The sequence below is a fragment of the Sinorhizobium fredii USDA 205 genome (assembly GCF_001461695.1).
Classification (GTDB): domain Bacteria; phylum Pseudomonadota; class Alphaproteobacteria; order Rhizobiales; family Rhizobiaceae; genus Sinorhizobium; species Sinorhizobium fredii.
Window position 1 is genome coordinate 83381 of record NZ_AUTC01000077.1, and the last position, 19395, is coordinate 102775.

General features: G+C 62.4%; 14 protein-coding genes. 12 read left to right on the forward strand and 2 right to left on the reverse strand.

From position 1 onward, the window contains the following. The first annotated feature begins 161 nt into the window (after positions 1-161). The 7 genes from N181_RS09205 (at position 162) to N181_RS35195 (ending at position 8152) form a co-directional block, all read left to right on the forward strand. Complete coding sequence (locus tag N181_RS09205) at positions 162-2015, forward strand: ABC transporter ATP-binding protein (RefSeq protein WP_037396578.1); 1854 nt, start codon at positions 162-164, stop codon at positions 2013-2015. A 108-nt stretch (positions 2016-2123) separates the two neighbouring features. Beyond that, on the forward strand, positions 2124-3989 hold the full coding sequence (locus N181_RS09210) for an ABC transporter ATP-binding protein (protein ID WP_014328516.1): 1866 nt from the start codon (positions 2124-2126) through the stop codon (positions 3987-3989). A gap of 309 nt (positions 3990-4298) precedes the next feature. After that, entirely contained in the window at positions 4299-4877 is a 579-nt protein-coding gene (gene petA / locus N181_RS09215) for a ubiquinol-cytochrome c reductase iron-sulfur subunit (RefSeq protein WP_014328515.1), read from the forward strand. A 14-nt stretch (positions 4878-4891) separates the two neighbouring features. Beyond that, positions 4892-6172 carry a cytochrome b gene (locus N181_RS09220; protein ID WP_014328514.1) on the forward strand — a complete coding sequence of 427 codons (1281 nt, stop codon included), beginning with the start codon at positions 4892-4894 and terminating at the stop codon, positions 6170-6172. A 32-nt stretch (positions 6173-6204) separates the two neighbouring features. Next, complete coding sequence (locus N181_RS09225; RefSeq protein ID WP_037396560.1) at positions 6205-7083, forward strand: cytochrome c1; 879 nt, start codon at positions 6205-6207, stop codon at positions 7081-7083. Between the two features lie 275 nt (positions 7084-7358). After that, positions 7359-7856, forward strand: coding sequence for a hypothetical protein (locus N181_RS09230; RefSeq protein ID WP_037396559.1), 498 nt, complete (start codon positions 7359-7361; stop codon positions 7854-7856). Between the two features lie 152 nt (positions 7857-8008). Continuing rightward, complete coding sequence (locus N181_RS35195) at positions 8009-8152, forward strand: cysteine hydrolase family protein (RefSeq protein ID WP_080577577.1); 144 nt, start codon at positions 8009-8011, stop codon at positions 8150-8152. A 279-nt stretch (positions 8153-8431) separates the two neighbouring features. Here N181_RS35195 and N181_RS09240 read toward each other — a convergent pair whose 3' ends face one another. Further along, positions 8432-14764 (reverse strand): apolipoprotein A-IV repeat region-like domain-containing protein, encoded by a 6333-nt coding sequence (locus tag N181_RS09240; RefSeq protein WP_037396557.1) that lies wholly within the window; start codon positions 14762-14764, stop codon positions 8432-8434. Between the two features lie 526 nt (positions 14765-15290). Between N181_RS09240 and N181_RS09245 the strand changes: the two genes are divergently transcribed. Together N181_RS09245 and N181_RS09250 are read left to right on the forward strand one after the other, a co-directional pair. Next, on the forward strand, positions 15291-15659 hold the full coding sequence (locus N181_RS09245) for an Hpt domain-containing protein (RefSeq protein WP_014328510.1): 369 nt from the start codon (positions 15291-15293) through the stop codon (positions 15657-15659). 194 nt (positions 15660-15853) lie between these two features. Further along, complete coding sequence (locus N181_RS09250; RefSeq protein WP_012708200.1) at positions 15854-16174, forward strand: 2Fe-2S iron-sulfur cluster-binding protein; 321 nt, start codon at positions 15854-15856, stop codon at positions 16172-16174. A 630-nt stretch (positions 16175-16804) separates the two neighbouring features. Here the strand turns inward: N181_RS09250 and N181_RS09255 are convergent. Further along, positions 16805-17434, reverse strand: a complete 630-nt coding sequence (locus N181_RS09255) for a DUF922 domain-containing Zn-dependent protease (RefSeq protein ID WP_037396555.1) — start codon at positions 17432-17434, stop codon at positions 16805-16807. Between the two features lie 198 nt (positions 17435-17632). Here N181_RS09255 and folP point away from each other — a divergent pair, with 198 nt between their 5' ends. The 3 genes from folP to folK are packed head-to-tail and all read left to right on the forward strand — an operon-like array spanning position 17633 to position 19381. After that, a complete protein-coding gene (gene folP / locus N181_RS09260; protein WP_037396569.1) occupies positions 17633-18502 on the forward strand; it encodes a dihydropteroate synthase in 870 nt (289 codons plus the stop codon). Beyond that, entirely contained in the window at positions 18499-18870 is a 372-nt protein-coding gene (gene folB / locus N181_RS09265) for a dihydroneopterin aldolase (RefSeq protein ID WP_012708193.1), read from the forward strand. The genes folP and folB overlap by 4 nt, the downstream gene beginning before the upstream one ends. Continuing rightward, complete coding sequence (folK, locus tag N181_RS09270; protein WP_037396552.1) at positions 18857-19381, forward strand: 2-amino-4-hydroxy-6-hydroxymethyldihydropteridine diphosphokinase; 525 nt, start codon at positions 18857-18859, stop codon at positions 19379-19381. Before folB ends, folK begins: the two co-directional genes overlap by 14 nt. The last annotated feature ends 14 nt before the right edge of the window (positions 19382-19395 follow it).

Below are 19395 nucleotides of genomic sequence, written 5' to 3' on the forward strand. Positions count from 1 at the left end.
TGACCGGTTCCGCGGCCTTTCCTTCTGTAGATCGAATGACGCGTGCTCCGGCTTTCCGGAGGTCGCAACGCGATTCGGGGCGTCCCTCCGGTTTCGAATTTCCAAAGATAAAGAATGCGGGGCGACCCGCCTTCCTTCAAAATACCTGAAGGAGCTAACTGATGTTCGGCTGGTTTGAATCCCGCCTCAATCCTTACCCGGTGGAGGAACCCACGCTTCCACCGAAAGGCCTATTTGCCTTCTGCTGGCACTACACCAAGCCCGCGGCGCCTTGGCTGCTCATCATGGCAGTCTGCACCATGCTAATCGCGATCGGCGAGGTGGCGCTTTTCCAGTTCCTCGGCAACGTCGTCGACTGGCTGTCCAATGCCGAGCGTGAAACCTTCCTCGCCACCGAGGGGGGCAGGCTTGCCTGGATGGGAGCCTTGATCCTCATCGGCTTGCCGGCCCTCGTGGCGCTCGATTCATTCATCATGCACCAGGTGCTGCTCGGCAATTATCCGATGATGGCCCGCTGGCAGATGCACCGGTATCTGCTTCGGCAGAGCATGACCTTCTTCGCCAACGAGTTCGCCGGACGCGTGGCCACGAAGGTCATGCAGACGTCGCTTGCCGTACGCGAAACGGTAATGAAGATCCTCGACGTCTTCGTCTATGTGGTGAGCTATTTCACGACGATGCTGGTCGTCGTCGCGGCTGCCGACTTGCGGCTCGTCGCGCCGCTTGCCATCTGGCTGGTCATCTATGTCGTGATCGTGAGTACTTTCGTGCCGCGCCTGCAGAAGATTTCCAAGCAGCAGGCGGATGCCCGTTCGATGATGACGGGACGTATCGTCGATAGCTACACGAATATCAGCACGGTGAAGCTCTTCTCGCATGCGGGGCGGGAGGAGACCTATGCGCGCGCGGGAATGGAGGAGTTTCTCGATACCGTCCACCGGCAGATGCGCAAAGTCACGCTGTTCCACATATGCGTCTACACGAACAATTGCGTGGCGCTCTTCGCTATAGGTGCGCTCGGGATCTACTTGTGGCTTACCAGCGCGATCTCGGTCGGCGCGATCGCCGTTGCGATCGGTCTTGCCATGCGCATCAACGGCATGTCGCAGTGGATCATGTGGGAAGTCTCGGCGCTGTTCGAGAATATCGGCACTGTCTATGACGGCATGGGGATGATGACGAAGGCGCATGACATCGTCGATCAGCCGAATGCCGTGCCGCTGAAGGCCGAGAAGGGGGCGATCCGCTTCGAGGACATCCGCTTCCACTACGGCAAGGCAAAGGGGGTCATCGATCGGCTGTCGCTCGACATCCGCCCCGGTGAGAAGATTGGCCTCGTCGGCCGGTCGGGTGCCGGCAAGACGACGCTAATGAACCTGCTGCTGCGCTTCTACGACCTGGAGGACGGCGTGATCCGGGTCGACGGGAAGGATATTTCTGCCGTCAGCCAGGACAGCCTGCGCTCGCAGATCGGCGTCGTCACGCAGGATACGTCGCTCCTGCACCGCTCCATTCGCGACAATATCGCCTATGGACACCCGGAGGCGACCGACGCACAGGTCCTCGTCGCCGCCAAGAAGGCCAACGCCTGGGAGTTCATCCAGACGCTCGAGGACAACCTTGGCAGGCAAGCGCTTGACGCGCAGGTCGGCGAACGCGGCGTGAAGCTCTCCGGCGGCCAACGGCAGAGGATTGCGATCGCCCGTGTCTTCCTCAAGGACGCGCCGATCCTCATTCTCGACGAGGCAACCTCGGCGCTCGATTCCGAGGTGGAGGCGGCTATCCAGGAAAATCTCTTCGCCCTGATGGCCGGCAAGACGGTGATCGCCATCGCGCACCGTCTTTCGACGCTGACCGAAATGGATCGCCTGGTCGTTCTCGAAGCCGGGCGGATCGTCGAGACCGGCTCGCATGCGGAGCTCGTTGCAAAGGGCGGGCTCTACGCCGACCTCTGGTCGCGCCAGTCGGGCGGCTTCATCGCCGATGATGTCGAAAAAGAGGAGGCGGCGGAGTAATCCGTCGCCTCGTCGCACCTCTCGTCAGGGCAAAAGCTTACGCATTTGTAATCGACCTACCGGCGGAAACCGATTGCCGTCCGGTCTCAGCCCCCTATTATCGGAACCATGCTGCGCGCCATCGTCACCATCTTCGAGAATTGGATCAAACCTTTCGCGCCGCGCGATCGGCTGCAGCCGCCGAGGTCGCTCTGGGGCTTCGCCTGGTTCTATGCAAGACAGGCGAAAGGTCCGTTCCTTGCCATGGCGGCGCTCGGCGGGCTGGTCGCCATGCTCGAAGCGGGGCTGTTCTATTTCGTCGGGCGGCTTGTCGACGTGCTCGATACCGTCCGGCCGGAGGACGGCTGGAGCGGACTGATCGCCTCCAACGGCCCGGAACTGGCCTTCATGCTGCTGACGGTGCTGGTGTTTCGCTTCCTGGCCGTGGCGCTTGCGGCGCTGGTCGAGGAGCAGGCGATCATCACAGGCTTCCTCAACCTGGTACGCTGGCAGTCCTATGTCTATGTGGCCCGGCAATCGCTCACCTTCTTCCAGAACGACTTTTCCGGCCGCATCGTCACCAAGGTCTGGTCGGGGGCGCAGGCAACGAGCGACCTGATCGTCTCCTTGCTGCAGGTGATCTGGTTCATCGTCATCTATACGGCGTCGACCATGGCGCTGATCGCCCAGCTCGACTGGCGGCTGGCGGCGATGGTGGCCTTCTGGATCGTGGTCTTCCTTGCGCTCGCCCGCTATTTCGTCCCGCGCGTCCGCAAGCACGCCCGCGACACCGCGGAGATGGCGTCGATGCTCAACGGCCGCATGGTCGATGCCTATTCGAATATCCAGACGCTCAAGCTCTTCGGCAGCGACGAGGAGAACGATCGCTATATTCGCGCCGGATTCGACCGTTTCCAGGGCGCGGTCATCCCATTCACCCGGCTTCTGACGGGCGTACGGGCCTCCCAGGCGCTGCTTTCGGGGCTGATGATCGCGGCGATCGCCGTCTACTCGATTCATCTGTGGCTTGCAGGGAATGTCAGCTCAGGCGCGGTCGCCTTCACGCTGGCGCTGGTGCTGCGCCTCAACATGCTGCTCGGACGGATGATGTCGCAGTTCAATGCCATCATGCGCAATATCGGCACGATCCAGAATTCGGCCGAGCTCGTCTCGCAATCGATCGGCCTTGTCGACCGGACCGGCGCACCCGATCTCACGGTCAACCGTCCGGAGATCCGTTTCGATGAGGTGACGTTTCACTACGGCAAGGGCGGCGGTGTCATCGATGATTTTTCTCTCACCATCCGGCCCGGCGAAAAGGTCGGCATCGTCGGGCGCTCGGGCGCCGGCAAGTCGACGCTCGTCAATCTGCTGCTGCGCTTCTACGACCTCGAAGGCGGTCGCATCCTGATCGACGGGCAGGATATCGCCGCGGTTCGGCAGGAATCGCTGCGCGCCCAGATCGGTATGGTCAGCCAGGACACATCGCTTCTGCATCGGTCGATCCGCGACAATATTCTTTTCGGCCGGCCCGGTGCGACCGACGAACAGCTGGTCGAAGCGGCACGCAAGGCGGAAGCCTACGACTTCATTGTCACCCTGCAGGACCAGCGCGGCCGAAAGGGCTTCGATGCCCATGTCGGCGAACGGGGCGTCAAGCTTTCCGGCGGCCAGCGGCAGAGGATCGCGATCGCCCGGGTAATGCTGAAAGACGCGCCCATTCTTGTCCTCGACGAAGCGACCTCGGCGCTCGACTCGGAAGTGGAGGCGGCGATCCAGACCAATCTGGAGCGTCTGATGCAGGGCAAGACGGTGCTCGCCATCGCCCACAGATTGTCGACGATCGCGGCACTTGACCGTCTGGTCGTGATGGATCGCGGAGGTATCGTCGAGGATGGCAGCCACGCCGAGCTGATCGCGCGCGGTGGCCTTTATGCGGACCTTTGGGCGCGCCAGTCCGGCGGTTTCATCGCGCAAGAAGAGGCGGCGGAATAGGGCGCGCCCGCGCGCGCCTCGACCGTGCCAAGCCCTTGTGCTCATTGGCTGCCTCTTTCCCCCGCGACAATCTGCCCACCTCCTCTTGTGAAGGCTGGACATAATTCTCGATCGAGCATAGAACGCGCCGGATTGATGGGGATTCTGCGTGCAGGATTCTCCGGATTCTGACGCCTGCCGGAGCCTGCTGCAGCAAGCCTGGTCGGTGCCAGCATGAGGATAGGGCGCGCTCCGAGACCTGGGAAGGAACAGGAAACGCGCCGGGGGCGGATGCGGTTTCCGCACATTGCGTGAGAGGATGGTTTAGCCGTGAGCGAACACGACACTTCAAGCGAGACCTTGGGCGAGCCCACTCGCCGCGATTTCCTGTATCTGGCCACCGGCATGGCCGGCGTTGTCGGCGCCGGCGCGGCGGCTTGGCCGTTCATCGACCAGATGCGCCCGGATGCATCGACGCTCGCGCTGGCTTCGATCGAGGTCGACGTTTCGAGCCTCCAGCCGGGCATGTCGCTGACGGCGAAGTGGCGCGGCAAGCCGGTCTTTATCCGCAACCGCACCGACAAGGAAGTCGAAGAGGCGAAGGCCGTGCCGCTCGATGAGCTCAAGGACCCGGTCGCGCGCAACGCCAATCTCACTACCGATGCGCAGGCGACCGATCTCGACCGCTCCGCCGGCGAGGGCAAGGAAAACTGGATCGTGATGATCGGCTCCTGTACGCATCTCGGTTGCGTCCCGCTCGGCCAGGCCGGTGATTTCGGCGGTTGGTTCTGTCCCTGCCACGGGTCGCACTACGATACGGCCGGCCGCATCCGCAAAGGCCCGGCTCCGGAAAACCTCGCCGTGCCGACCTTCTCGTTCGTTTCCGACACAGTTATCAAGATCGGTTGAGGGGACTACTGATAATGAGTGCTGAACATTCAACCTACACGCCAACGACAGGCATAGAGAAGTGGGTTGATTCCCGCCTTCCGCTGCCGCGCCTCGTTCACGACTCGTTCGTCTCTTATCCGGTGCCGCGCAACCTGAACTACGCCTATACCTTCGGCGCCATGCTCTCGGTGATGCTGATCGTCCAGATCCTGACCGGCGTCGTGCTGGCGATGCACTATGCCGCCGAAGCGACTGTCGCGTTCAACTCGGTCGAAAAGATCATGCGCGACGTCAACCATGGCTGGCTGCTGCGCTACCTGCACGCCAACGGTGCGTCCTTCTTCTTCATCGCCGTCTATCTGCACATTGCCCGTGGTCTTTACTACGGCTCCTACAAGGCACCGCGTGAGATCCTCTGGATTCTCGGCGTCGTCATCTACCTGCTGATGATGGCGACCGGCTTCATGGGCTACGTTCTGCCCTGGGGCCAGATGTCCTTCTGGGGGGCGACGGTTATCACCGGCTTCTTCTCGGCCTTCCCGCTGGTCGGCGAGTGGATCCAGCAGTTCCTGCTTGGCGGCTTCGCCGTCGACCAGCCGACGCTGAACCGCTTCTTCTCGCTGCACTACCTGCTGCCCTTCATGATCGCCGGCGTCGTCGTCCTGCACATCTGGGCGCTGCACGTCGTCGGTCAGACCAACCCGACCGGTGTCGAAGTGAAGTCGAAGACCGACACGGTGGCCTTCACGCCCTATGCGACGCTGAAGGATGCGCTCGGCGTCTCGGTGTTCCTGATCGTCTATGCCTGGTTCGTCTTCTACATGCCGAACTATCTCGGCCACCCGGACAACTACATCCCGGCCGACGCGCTGAAGACCCCGGCTCACATCGTTCCGGAATGGTATTACCTGCCGTTCTACGCGATGCTGCGCGCCATCACCTTCAACATCGGCCCGATCGACTCCAAGCTCGGTGGCGTTCTGGTGATGTTCGGTTCGATCATCGTTCTGTTCTTCCTGCCCTGGCTCGACACGTCCAAGGTCCGCTCGGCCGTCTACCGCCCCTGGTACAAGCTGTTCTTCTGGATCTTCGTCGCCAACGCCATCATGCTCGGCTGGCTCGGCTCCCGCCCGGCAGAAGGCCTCTACGTCGTCATGTCGCAGCTCGGCACGCTGTACTACTTCGGTTTCTTCCTCGTCATCATGCCGGTTCTCGGCTTGATCGAAACGCCGAAGCGCATTCCGAACTCCATCACCGAGGCGGTGCTGGAGAAGCAGAATGCCAAGGCGCAGCCGAAGACCGCGCACGCCTGACCGGAACAGCGATTGATAAGGAACTCACAACAATGAAAAAGCTTGTTACAGGCATTCTGTCACTCGCTGTCGTCGCTGGTCTCGGTCTGGGAGCGGCTTTGGCCCAGGGCGAGGAAGCAGGCGGCGAGGAGCACGCCGCCGGCGCCACGCCGCACTATCCGCTGCACAAGCCGGAACAGCAGGACTGGACCTTTGCCGGTCTCTTCGGCCACTACGACAAGGGACAGCTGCAGCGCGGTCTCAAGGTCTACACCGAAGTCTGTTCTGCCTGCCATTCGATGGACCTCGTCGCATTCCGGACGCTTGAGCATGGTCTCGGCTATTCCGACGCACAGGTGAAGGCCTTTGCGGCCAACTACGAGGTGCAGGACGGCCCGAATGGCGATGGCGAGATGTTCGCGCGCAAGGCCGTTCCGTCCGACCACTTCCCGGCGCCCTTCCCGAACAAGGAAGCCGCGGCGGCCGCCAACAACGGCGCCGCACCGCCGGACTTCTCGCTGATCGCCAAGGCGCGCGGCATTGAGCGCGGCTTCCCGCAGTTCGTTTTCGACATCTTCTGGCCCTACCAGGAAGGCGGTCCGGACTATATCCACGCGCTGCTGACCGGTTATCAGGAGCCGCCGGAAGGCGTTCAGGTCGCCGAAGGCACGCACTACAACCCGTATTTCGTGAGCGCCTCGGCGCTGGCGATGGCGAAGCCGCTCTCCGACGACCAGGTCACCTATGACGACGGTGCGCCGCAAACCGTCGACCAATACGCCAGGGACGTCTCGGCATTCCTGATGTGGGCCGCAGAGCCGCATCTCGAAGACCGCAAGCGCACCGGCTTCATGGTCATGGTGTTCCTGCTGATCTTGACCGGCCTGGTCTATCTTACGAAGAAGTCGGTCTACGCCAACAAGGAACACTGATCGGCGATGCCGATTGGTTCAGACACAGAGAAGCCCCGGTTCGTCCGGGGCTTCTTGCATTTTAGCTCCTGTTTTGCCGCGGTTTAGTTTCAACAGCCATTTACCTGTGCTTGACCGCTTCGAATCTCTGACGGCCCCGAGAAATACCTGTTGCCTTGTGGATGCGGCCCAGATAACCGCCCAGAGAGCGATTGCGCGGAAATCAGTGATTGCGGCGCGTTTGCACTGTGCGACACTTTGCGTCTGCTCAATCGGCTCGCGTTAAAGCAGGTTATATGACCGAGATACATGAAATTTGGGGTGAGCTTTATTGGAACACCAGCGATTGGCTCCCTTGGTTGGCGATGCAGGCGTTGTTTGCTGCTGTGTTTGCAGCCGTCACACAATGGTGGTTCAACATCCGCTGGCCGATTGTGTTCACGGTGACGCTGGCGTTCATGTTGTCGGTGAACATTTACCGCCTTCCTCCAAGCCCGATCTCGCCAACCGAAATTGCAAAGATGAACGACTCCCTTCCGCGCCAATTCGACGGAATTACAATCGAGTCAGTATCTTTTGCCCATCGCGTTTTCACGTTTCAGGCCTCATCTCCAGAGCCGCTCGAAGCGGCGGACTTGAAGAAAAGCCTCGGTGCTGATTCCGGCATAGTTGCAGAGCAATGCAAAACATTCGGGAAGTGGCTGGCCACGCGCCAGATAAAGCAAATACAGTACGTATGGTCGTGGCCCGGTGGTACTTACAGCCACTCTATCGAAGCACGAGATTGCCAGTAGCGGATTTCAGGATTTCTAACATAGCTGGTGCGTAATTACGTCTGCCCCTGCATCACGAGGACACGGTGCGAGAGGGCCGCAGCAGCGACCTTGACCTCCGATCAAGCTAGGTGGAGATCAGCTTCGAATTATCTGCGGTGTTCACCGGATGAATACGCTTCCACGAGTCTGAACTTGATTCTGTTCTGAAAGCTGCAGGCATCAAACACCTCATCGTGACAGGATGCACGACAAGCGTGTGTGTGGAGTCGACAATTCGGGATGCCTTCTTCAGGACTACCACTGCATACTGCTGACGGATTGCACTAGCGAGCCCATCGCCTGGGACGCTTCAAGGAGCAATCATGATGCCTCGATCACGCTCGTGCAGATACTCTTTGGATGGACGTCAACGTCCGACCATTTCCTGAAGGCGATCGACGAGCGCGATCAGGGGCGTCTCGAAACCGGCACATGACATTGTAGTTGAGGTGGAACCGGCTTTTTGCGGCGATCTGAATTGCCGCGTTCGTTCAAATGCGCAACGGCCCCGTCTTTCGACGAGGCCGTTCCTATCTAAGACCTATAGTCAGCAATCAGCTGAAGCGGCCGGCTGCGTGGGCCAGCATGGTGTAAACCTTGCCGGTATCCGACGTCAGGTAGGTCTGGGTGATGCGCTTGTCCGGATCGTTGCGGGCGACATCGGCCAGCAGCTTTTCGAAGTCGGCGATGTAGCGATCCACCGCGGTACGGAACTCGGGCTCGCGATCATACTTCCGCTTGATCTCGTCGAAGGTCTGCTGACCCTTCAGCGTATAGAGCCGGCGGGTGAAGACATCCCGCTCGCCGCGCTGGTAGCGGCGCCACAGTTCGACCGACGCGTCGTGGTCGATCGCCCGGGCGATGTCCACCGAGAGCGAGTTCAACGATTCCACCACGTGGCGCGGATTGCGGCTGTCTCCGGGGCGTGCCACGGGTTGGCTCTCGGCCGGCCGCGGGCGCGCGGCCTGCGGCTCTTCCTCGCGGGAGGCGGCGCGCAGCAGGTCACGCATCCAGCCGCCGCCTTCCTCGACGCGCTCTTCGGCGGCGGAGGGACGGGCCGGCTGCAAGGGCCGCGTCGCCTGTTCCAATCCCAGGCTGCCACGCAGCGCCGGGGCAGGCGCAGGCTGCTGCTCGACGGCCGGCTGTTGCTTGACCACGGGCTGTGGTGGCGCGACGGGCGCTTGAGCGGCGGGGGTGGGCGCGGCCAGCGCCGGCTGCTGGCGAACCGGCTGGGCGACCTCGAGCTGCGTCGAGGACTTGCCGATAATTTCGGAGAGTTCCTGCAGCGCCTTGATCTGCTCGGCAACGGCACGCCGCATCACCGAGGCATTCTCCTTGGCCTCTTCCGGCAGGTCGAAGGCACCGCGCTTCAGCTCCTCGCGGGTCATATCGAGTTCCTTGCGGATCTCGCCGGCGGAACGACGAATGTCGTCGGTCGCGCCGCTGAAGCGGTTGATCGCTTCGTCGATCGCCTGACGCATGGCCTCGCGCAGCTGCGTAGCAACGCCATCCGACTTCTTGCCGCTCTCCGCCAGCATCCGCTCGACATCGGAGACTGAGGCGCCGATACTGCCGCGCAGGCGGGACGCCGCGTCCTTGGCGCGTTGCTCTGCGTTGCCGAAGGCACCTTCAAGGGCCTGGCTCGCTTCGTCGCCAGCCTTGGAAACGGCCTGGCGCAGGGCTTCCGAGGCGCTGAGGGTGCGCCCCTCGATCTCGGACAGCGTGTTGGTTGCATCGGCGATCGAGCTTTCGACGCCGGAGCGCAGGGCTTCGGCGATCTCGCGAGAACGCTCTTCGGCGCGAGAGAACACGCCTTCGACCGAGGCGGCTGCCTCGCCGCCTGCCTCGGCAAGCGTGGTGCGCATCGCCTCGGCGGCTTCGACGGCACGCTGCTCGGTGCTCGACAGAAGCCTGCCGACATCGGCAAAGGAAGACTGGATGCCGTTGCGAAGGTTGCCGGCCACTTGGCCGGAGCGCTCCTCGGCGCGCTGGAAGGCGCCATCGACGAAGCCTTCGAGTGCGCGCATCGTGCGCTCGATCTCTTCGGAACGCTGGACAAGCCCCACGGAAAGGGTCCGCAGCGCATCCTGCCGCTCCTCTAGCGTGCTGACGAGGTTCGACTGGGCCGCTGCCAGCAGGTTGGAGGCCTGGCCAAGGACCTTGGAATGATCCTCGAAGCGGCCGACGATTCCGCCGATCTGCGAGAGGGTGGATGCGGCGATGTCGGAGAGCTTGTCGACACGGCCTTCGATGAGGCGGGTGGAGCTGGACAGCATGTCGGATGCATGCCGGGTCGATTCGGAAACCTTCGCGGCGGCGGCCTCCAGACGCTGATCCATGTCGCCGAGACTGCCGTTCGCCTGCTCGATGACCGAGGCGATTGCGGAATTGTTGGTCGCGAGCTGGTCGATCAGCCCCATGGCCGTCGACTGCAACCGGTTCTCGACCATCTTCATCGCCTTGGCGGTCTCTTCGGCGCGCAGCGAGATCGCGTCGAGCGTTTCGCTGGTCCGTTCCGTGATGGCGTTGACGAGCGCCGCGTTTTCGGCGCGCAGCCGGTCTGCGCTTTCCTGGGTCAGGGCAGCGATGCGTGCGGCCGCTTCCTTGCCCGTGGCCGCATATTGCTCGATGACCGGACGCGCCTGCTCGTCGAGAAGACGCGAGAGTTCGAGCGAGCGGCCGGCAAGCATCGAGTTCAGCTCGCGGGTGCTTTCGTCGAGCGCGCTGCGGATCGACTGGCCACGTGCATCAAGCGCCTTTTCCGCATCCGTCAGGCTCTGTCGAATGCCCTGCGTGTGGCCGGCGATCTGTTCCTGTGTGGAGGCGAGACGGGCCGTAGCGGAATCGGCGGCGTCGGCGACGGTTCGGGCGAGGTCGGCATGGCGTGCCGCCGTTGCGGAGGCCGTCTCTTCGATCGAATTGGCAAACTCGGCGTTGCGGGCAGCCAAGGCGCTGGCGAAATCAGCACCGGCCTTGGAGAGCAGCTCGGCGGAGCGCCCGGCTTCCGCGTCGATCTCCTGGGCGGCATCGCTGACGGCACCGCGCAGGCTGGTGACGAGCGCAGCCGCCTTGCCTTCGATCGTCCGGTTGACGTTTTCGAGGCCGATATTGAGGGCGCGGTCCATCGTGCCGAGCCGCTCTTCGATGCGACCTGCACCGGCGTCCATCGCCGAGGTGATCCGACCAGCGCCGTCGTCCATGGCGGAGGTGATGCGGGCTGCAGCGGTCTCGCTGATCCGGTCGATTTCGCCGGCGCGTTCCGCGAGACTTTCCGTGATCCGCTGTCCGGCAGTGTCGACGATGGCGTTGACGCTGCCGACGCTGTCGCGGATGCGATCCTCAAGAGACCCGAGTGTCGTCTCAATGCGGCCGCCCGTGTCGTCGACGATGGCCCTGACGTTGCTGACGCTGTCGCGAACGCGGTCTTCGAGCGAGCCGAGTGTCGTTTCCATCCGGCCGCCGGTGTCGTCGACAATGGCGCTGACGTTGCTGACGCCGCCGCGGACGCGGTCTTCGAGCGAAGCGAAGCTCGATTCGATCCTTGCGCCGGTTTCGTCGAGGCGGTTGTTGATGCCGTTCAGCGAAATGTCGACGCGATTGGTGAGGGTGTCGGCAGCGATGCTGATCTGGTCGGCCGTCTCGGCGAGGCGCTCGGCAATGTTGCCGGTTGTCGAGCGCATGCGCGCATCGAGCGCTTCGGTGCCGCGGTCGATCGCGCCGGCGAGCGAGGCCTGCCGCTCCTCGAGCGACATTTCAAGCATGCTGGCGCCGGTCGCAAGCGTCGTCGCCATCGCCATCGATTGATCGGACAGCAGCTCTTCCAATCGCTCGCGGCCTTGGCCGACGGCAAGGTTGAACGTGTTGATCTGTTCGTCGAGCGTCGAGCGTAGCTGCGCCGCCTTGCCGGATAGCGTCTGGTCGATCTCGGCCGCCTTGCCGGCAAGCGATGCGACGGCTTCGGACGTCCGGGTGGTGAGCGATTCTGTGCTGCGCTCGATCGCGCCGGCGATCGAAGCCTGCCGCTCCTCGAGCGACATTTCGAGCATGCTGGCGCTGGTTGCGAGCGTGGTGGCAATCGCCATCGATTGGTCGGACAGCAGCTCTTCCAACTGTTCGCGACCCTGGCCGACGGCAAGATCGATCGCCTTTATGCGATTGTCGAGCGTCGAGCGGATCTGGTCATGCGTCGTCGTCAGCGTGTCACGCAGTTGGTCGGCCTTGCCGGACAGCGTCTGTTCGATTTCGGCCGCCTTGCCGGCGAGCGACGCCGTTGCTTCGGAGGTGCGGGCCGTCAGCGCCTCGGCGATCTCCGCGCTGGTTCCCGCGAGCGAGTCGGAGATCTTGCCGACGCGGCTGCTGAGATCCTCGGCGATGCGTGCGCTCGTATCGGTGAGGGTGCCGGCGATCTGGCTGACGCGACCGCCGAGATTCTCGGCGACCTCGGAGACGCTCTGCGAAAGCTTGTTCTCGATCTCGCCGACGCGGTCGGTCATCGTTTCGGCCACGGCCATCGCGCGGAAGGTCAGGCTATCGGCGACGTCTTCGGCATGACGGCTGAGCGAGTCTGCCATCTCGCTGGCGCGCGCCGACATGGTCGTGTTGATTTGCGCGGAGCGCTCGGTGAGCACACCGTCGAGGGCGGCCGTCTGGCTGGCCAGCGTGTCGGTAATCGCCTGGCTGCGCTCCGACAGGACCCCTTCGAGCCTTGTCGTCTGGCCGGTCAGGGCCGTCGCGATCGTCTGGCCACGTTCGGAGAGGACGCGCTCCAGCCGGTCGGTCGTGCCGCCGACAGCGTCTTCGAGCGCACTCGCGCCGGAGGTGAGGGCGGCAGACAGCGCGGCGGTGCGCTCCGAGAGCGTATTGTCCAGCCGATGCTGGCTGGCGGCGATGGCGCTGGTGATCTCGTCCGTGGAGCCCGTGAGCGTTTGCTCGATGCGGGTATGAGCAGTCTGCAAACCGTCGATGAAGGCGGAGGTGCGCGAATCCATGCCTTCCGTCAGGCGCTGCTCGCTCGTCGTCAGCGCATCGGCGAGCGCATCGGCGCGCTGGCCGAAGCCGCCTTCGATCCGTTCCTGTGCTTCCGTCAGGGCGCTCATCAGCGAACTGGTCTTGTCGGAAAGCACGCCCTCGATACGGCTGTGAGCGTTGCCGATGAGGTTGCTAAGCTCCGAGGTGCGGCTACCGATCGTTTCCTCGATGAAGTCCTGCGTTGCTCCAAGTGCCGTGGCGAGCGTCAGGGACTGATCGGAAAGCGCCGAACCGATTTTCTCGACGCTGCTGTCCAAGGCAGTGCCGATCGCATCCGAACCGCCGGACACGGTTTCATTGATCCGGTGCAGGCTCTCCATCAACTTGGTGTCGAGCAGGCTCGCCCGCTTGTCGAAGGCGCTGGCGAATTCGTGGAAACGCTCGTCGAAGGCGGTCGCCAGATGTCCGACGGTCGTCTGCAGCTTTTCTTCGAAGAAGCCGCCGCGCAGATCCAGGTCCATGATCGCGTCGTCGGCGCTCGTTTTGAGGCTCTGGCGGAAGCTCGCGCCCTTTTCGTCCAGTGCCACATTGAGTGAGGAAAGCATGTCTTCGAGGCCGCCGGCAATCGCCTGCTGGCCGACGCTCAGGCTCTCATTGAGGTCGCGGGTCCGCGCAATCAAGGTTTCATTGAGCTGGCGGGCGCGCTCGTTAAGGGCGGTGTTGAGCTTCTCGGTGTTTGTATCGAGTGTCGAAGCACGGGTTTCGAACTGGCTGAGCAATTGCTCGCCGCGCTTCGTCAGGCTCTCGCTGAGCGCATCGAGCCGAACGTCGAATTCCTTGTTGAGTGTCACTCCAGCAGTCGTCAGGCCGGAAAGCAGCGCGTCCGTGCGGGTATCCAGCATGGTGCCGAGCGTCTGCAGCGCATGGTCCGACTTTTCGCTGAGTGCCGCTGCGCGCGTGTCGATCAGCGATGCGAATGCCTCGCCCGAGACCGCGATGCGCGAGGCGATGTCTTCGCTCGCAAGCTCGAGGTCATCCTTCAGCTTGCCGTGGGCGCCGGCGATCGCCGAGCGGATCCGTTCGGAATGACCGACGATCGCTTCGCGCTCCAGGCCCAGTTCCTGAACCAGGGTGCGAACGCGCAATTCGTTTTCGCTGTAGCTGCGTTCAAGCGCACTGACTTCGGAATGGACAAGCGCTTCGAGCTCGGTCGCCCGCGCGATGGTGCGCTCAATGCCCTCGTTCATGGCCGACACTTCGCGCCGAACCGCCTGGCCCACGGCCATGACACGGTCAGCTGCCGCGGTTTCCGGTTCGGCCAGCCGCAAGGCGACCTCGGCCATCGAGCGGGCCGCATTGCGCAGTTCCTGAGCGCGGGCGATCATGATCGCAAAGGAGAAGAAGAGCATGACCGGCAAGGCGATGCCGATCAGGATGCCGATCGCGCCGGGCGTGGCCGCCAGATCGCCGAGTGAGCGGATCTGCCAAATTTCCGGCGCATAGAGGAGGTGGCCGATTGCTACCCCGGCAACCGCCCACACCAGGGAAATCAGCGCCGCGACGCGGATCGCCGCCCGACTGGACCGGACTTCGAGGGAGCGGAGCATTGCTGCGGGCGATCTGCGCGTATCGTCATTGGCCGGGGAAAGTGCTGGCTGCTTCGGGGCGGGCTCCGGCGCCAGGTTGCGAGGCGTCTCGATCGTCCGTGCCTTCTGTGGGTCCGGCTGTTCCTTCACAGCGCGCTTTTGCTCGGATGCGGCCGCCTTCATGCTGGGCTCGGACACCTTTTCCTCCGGATCATCCAAGGAACTCTTGTCGTTCAAGGCCGACTTCAGGTCGTCAAAGTCGATCTTCAGGGCTGCTTCCAGAGCCTGGAAGGCCTTTTCGTCGATCGATTCGTTGCTCTTCTTCGTCGCCATAGGGATACGCCTCACTACTATTGCCCGCTCATGGCCGTCTCACTGGCGCGTATGCCGGGCCATAAGACTCCCTCAACCAGGGTGGTGACCCGCAAGCTACGCACAAGACATCTGCGCGACACTCCTACTGGTCCCATTGCATCGCCTCGATGGAATAGCCGCAGCTTTCGTCTCAGGACACCGGGCGCGCAGCTTATCCACCAGAACAGTTGCCATTTTCATATGCAGGCCCGTTCCAAATCGTATCGTAGTGACACATTAGCCCGGTTCTTACAATTAAGTGCAATCCGCATTCGCTAGAATCCTAATGAATTGTTAATGCCGCGCCGATGCCGCGCTCCGAAAAGCCAAGGAAATCAGGCTGTTTATCAATCGTTAACCATGTCCTCAGATTTCGCGCGCCATTACGATGGCTCTTAAGCCGATGGCAGCGCGCTCGACGGATGATGGATGTCTGAAAACGATGCGGTTGCCCGATGCATTGTCGATCACGACTTGATGTATCGTCAATTAAGGAAATCGGCTCATGTCGGCGCTCAAAATAGCCTTCGAAACGCCGGAGAATCCGGCAAACTCATCTGCCGCCGGGCGACCGCCTATCGATTTTGCGCAGCTGTCCAAGCAAACGATGGGAGACAAGGACCTCGAAATCGAGGTGCTTCAGCTTTTTGCCCGCCTGGCGCGACAAACAATGGCCGAAATCAACGACGCCGGGACCGATGCATGCGGCCAGTCGGCGCATCGGTTGAAAGGGGCGGCGCTGGCGGTTGGAGCGACCCGTGTCGCTCGGGCGGCCGCCGCCATCGAGCAGCGGCCGGGTGATTGGACGCTGCGTGCAGCGCTCGGCGCTGCCGTGCTCGAAGCGGAGCTTTTTATCCTCAAGCTGTGCCGCTGATCCCGGCCCGCGGCCGACTGTCGTTGCACCTCTAACACCGTCGTTTTTGCGGGGACGTCCGGCATCCCGACGCGGGCTCGTGTTGACTGGCCAGCCGATTTGTTGGAGAAACTGCCCTGAATTCAGGCTGGCCGGGCTTGCCGCGGCGGTCGGCGCACGCGGGCGGATACCATCCATTCATTCCGGAAAGAGAAATGACAAAACTTACGATCGTAGCCTTTGACGGCACGCGCCACGACCTCGATGTCGAGAACGGCTCCACGGTCATGGAAAATGCGGTTCGCAATTCCGTGCCGGGGATCGAGGCCGAATGTGGCGGTGCCTGTGCCTGCGCAACCTGTCATGTCTATGTCGACGACGCCTGGGCGGCGGCCGTCGGTGCTCCGGAAGCGATGGAAGAAGACATGCTGGATTTTGCCTATGACGTGCGGCCGACCTCGCGGCTCTCCTGTCAGATCAAGATTGGCGAGGCCCTTGATGGCTTGGTCGTGCATGTGCCCGAGCGCCAGGCCTGAAGTGCGTCGCGTTCAAACCTTTTCGCGCGCCGCGCTTTGAGTTCCTCGAAGCACCTTCGTCCAATGTTCCCCACGTTTTGAAGATATCGAAAAAAAAATGCCTCGCTGGTCATGGACGAGCGAGGCAAGGGGGGCGTATCGCATACAGATGAGGGAGGGAGCACCTGCTGCACCAAGACACGCCAGGAGAACCTGTTTTGCTCATCACCCGGGACTCTCAAGCACCCGCAAGCGATGATGCGAACCCAATCAAGCACTAAGTCGACAATCGAAATGCGACGTTTTTACTGTCGATCCGAAAATATATGGCCAGACCCTCGAATGGTTGAACTTTAGCTCAACCACTCGTTTCATAATCTTAATATAGCTGAGTCGCTTATCAGCGGCTATCGTTAGAATCCACCAATAAAATACTGTGGGTTTTCGCCTTCCGTTGCCAGGGGGAATGAGGGCGAAGTCACATTGTTCTTTTGGGGCGCTACTGCATGATTCCTTAAATCGGATTCGATTTAAGGAATCATGCAGCATTTCAAAGTGCTACAGCGACCTTGGCGCGTCCGATTGAACGCGCGGCGCTGTAAGATTCGACGGACATGGTCGGCACGTAGCTGGAAATCGGCACCGCGTCGCTTAACGCTCTGCCTCCTTCAGCGCCCCCAGGCGATATTGCAGCAGGCGTATCATGCGGCGGTCGAAGTTCGCCGCTTCCGTTCGGTCAAAGCGGGCCTGGTCCTTGTCATGGCTTGCGACTTCCGAGGCACTCAGCTCGGCCACTCGAGCCTGCATAAGCTCGCAATCCGCTTCCGGCTTCAGGCCAAGAAACGCCCGCTCCATGTGACGGGCGTGATTGCGTGCGATCTCGGCATGGCGCTCTTCATGACGCTTGATGTCGGCAGCCAACGTATCCCAGACGAGAGCGAGGTCGCGGCCTGCCTGTGGGCGATACTTCCAGCGCGGCAAGATGATGCGTGTGCTGAGTGTCACGCGTGCCGTACCGACGGCGCAGCGCCCGCGGCGACTGACATAGGTTATGGTGCCGCCGAATTTAATTCGCGTGGCGCCGGGGTGGCGCGTGCCGGTGTTCTTCATCAGCGGGCCACTGGCGGCAAGGGCCCTGTCAAGTTCCGCCGCCGTGCGTCCGCCGATCGAGAAATAGGTGACGCTCTTGCTGATCAAGGTTTCGGCCGAGGCATTGCTGAGCGGAAGGCCGACAAGGAATGCAATCAGGGCGGCTCTCAGCGGATCACGAACTCGGAACATCGGTCGGCACTCTTGGATTGAAGTTGGCGCAAGCTTGGGGCATAGCCGTGGCGAGCGCAACAGAAATCGGCCCATTCCGACGTCGACAAATCGATGGCTGCGTGAAAGAGTCGTGCTAACCCTTTGCTTTCAAAGGCGCCTACTTTTCCACAATGCCCGACGAGGATGGCGTCGCTCACGGCCGCGGACCGCCCAAAGATGACTTACGATCCATTTCAAAGATTTCGTTGGCAGTTGGCGCATGGGCGCGCGCTGGAGCTGGGGCCGCGCGGTGTCCTGATGGCGATCATCAATGTCACGCCGGATTCCTTTTCCGATGGCGGCCGCTTTGCCGATGCCACGGCTGCAGTCGCCGCGGCGACGCGCGCCCTCGCCGACGGGGCGGCGATCCTGGACATCGGTGGGGAATCGACCCGCCCCGACGCGGATCCAGTCGACGCCGCCGAAGAGCAGGCGCGCATTCTGCCGGTCATCGAGAGACTGGCCCGCGAGACGGATGCTATTATCTCGGTCGACACCTATCGCGCCGAGACGGCGCGTCTGGCGGTGGAAGCCGGTGCCCACATCGTCAACGACGTGCACGGCCTGCAGCGCGAACCGGCCATCGCTGAGGTCGCTGCCGAGACAGGCGCCGGACTTTGCATCATGCATACGGGGCGCGATCGTCAGAAGCTCGGCGACGTCGTCGAGGATCAGTTCCATTTCCTGGGCCGGTCATTGCAGATTGCCGCCGAGGCAGGCGTTGGACGCGATCGAATCGTCCTGGATCCCGGTTATGGTTTCGCCAAGGACGCGGATGAAAATCTCGAACTCATGGCGCGTTTCGCGGAATTGCACCGGTTCGGCCAGCCGTTCCTGGTCGGTACGTCGCGCAAGCGTTTCCTCGGCGCCGTTACCGGCCGCGAGGCGCAAGACCGCGACGCTGCTACCGCGGCGACGACGGCGCTTCTCAGGGCGGCCGGTGCCGCGGTCTTTCGGGTGCATGATGTCGCAATCAACAGGGATGCACTGGCAATGGCGGATGCTATGCTCATCGCAAAGAACAGCCGACGGGACATGAAGCCATGACTGCGACCTATACGATCACCCTGAAGAATTGTGCCTTCTTTGCCCGCCATGGCGTGCTCGACGAGGAAGAATTCCTCGGCCAGCGTTTCTTCGTGGACGCCGAACTCGAGGTGGAGCAGGGCACGGCGCTCGCCGAAGACTGCATCGACGACACCGTGCATTACGGCATCGCCTTCGCGGAGATCGAAAGGATCGTCACCGGACGCAGGCGCTACCTGATCGAGGCTCTCGCCCTGGAAGTCGCCAAGACCTTGTGCGCACGCTTCCGGCAGATACGCCGGGCCAAAGTGTCCATCCGCAAGCCCAATGCTCCGGTCCCTGGGGTTCTGGACTACGTGGAAGTCACGGTCGAGCATGTCGTCGGGTAAGACGTGGCGGCGCGCCACCCTGGGGCTGGGTGGCAATATCGGCGATCCGCGCCGCGCCATGGCGGATGCCCTGCGGGCGCTTGACGCGCAGCCGGATTGCCGAGTCACGGCAGTTTCGCGGCTCTACCGGACGCCGCCCTGGGGCAAGACGGACCAGAACTGGTTCTTCAATGCCTGCGCAGCGGTCGAAACCACCCGCGATCCCGAAGCGCTGCTTGCAACCTGCCTCGAGATCGAGCGGACATTGAAGCGCATCCGCACGGAGCGCTGGGGGCCGCGCACGATCGACATCGATCTCCTGACCTTCGACGGAGTGATCTTGGTCAACGACAGGCTGCAATTGCCGCATCCGCGCATGACCGAGCGCGGGTTCGTGCTGATGCCGCTTGCCGATATTGCGGCTGGCCTCGAAGTCGCGGGCAAAACTGTCGGCGAGTGGTTGGTGGACGCAGACGTGGCTGGAATCGAAGTGGCCGACGAGACGGCCGACTGGTGGCGGGGCCGCGATTGATGGCGTTCCAATCC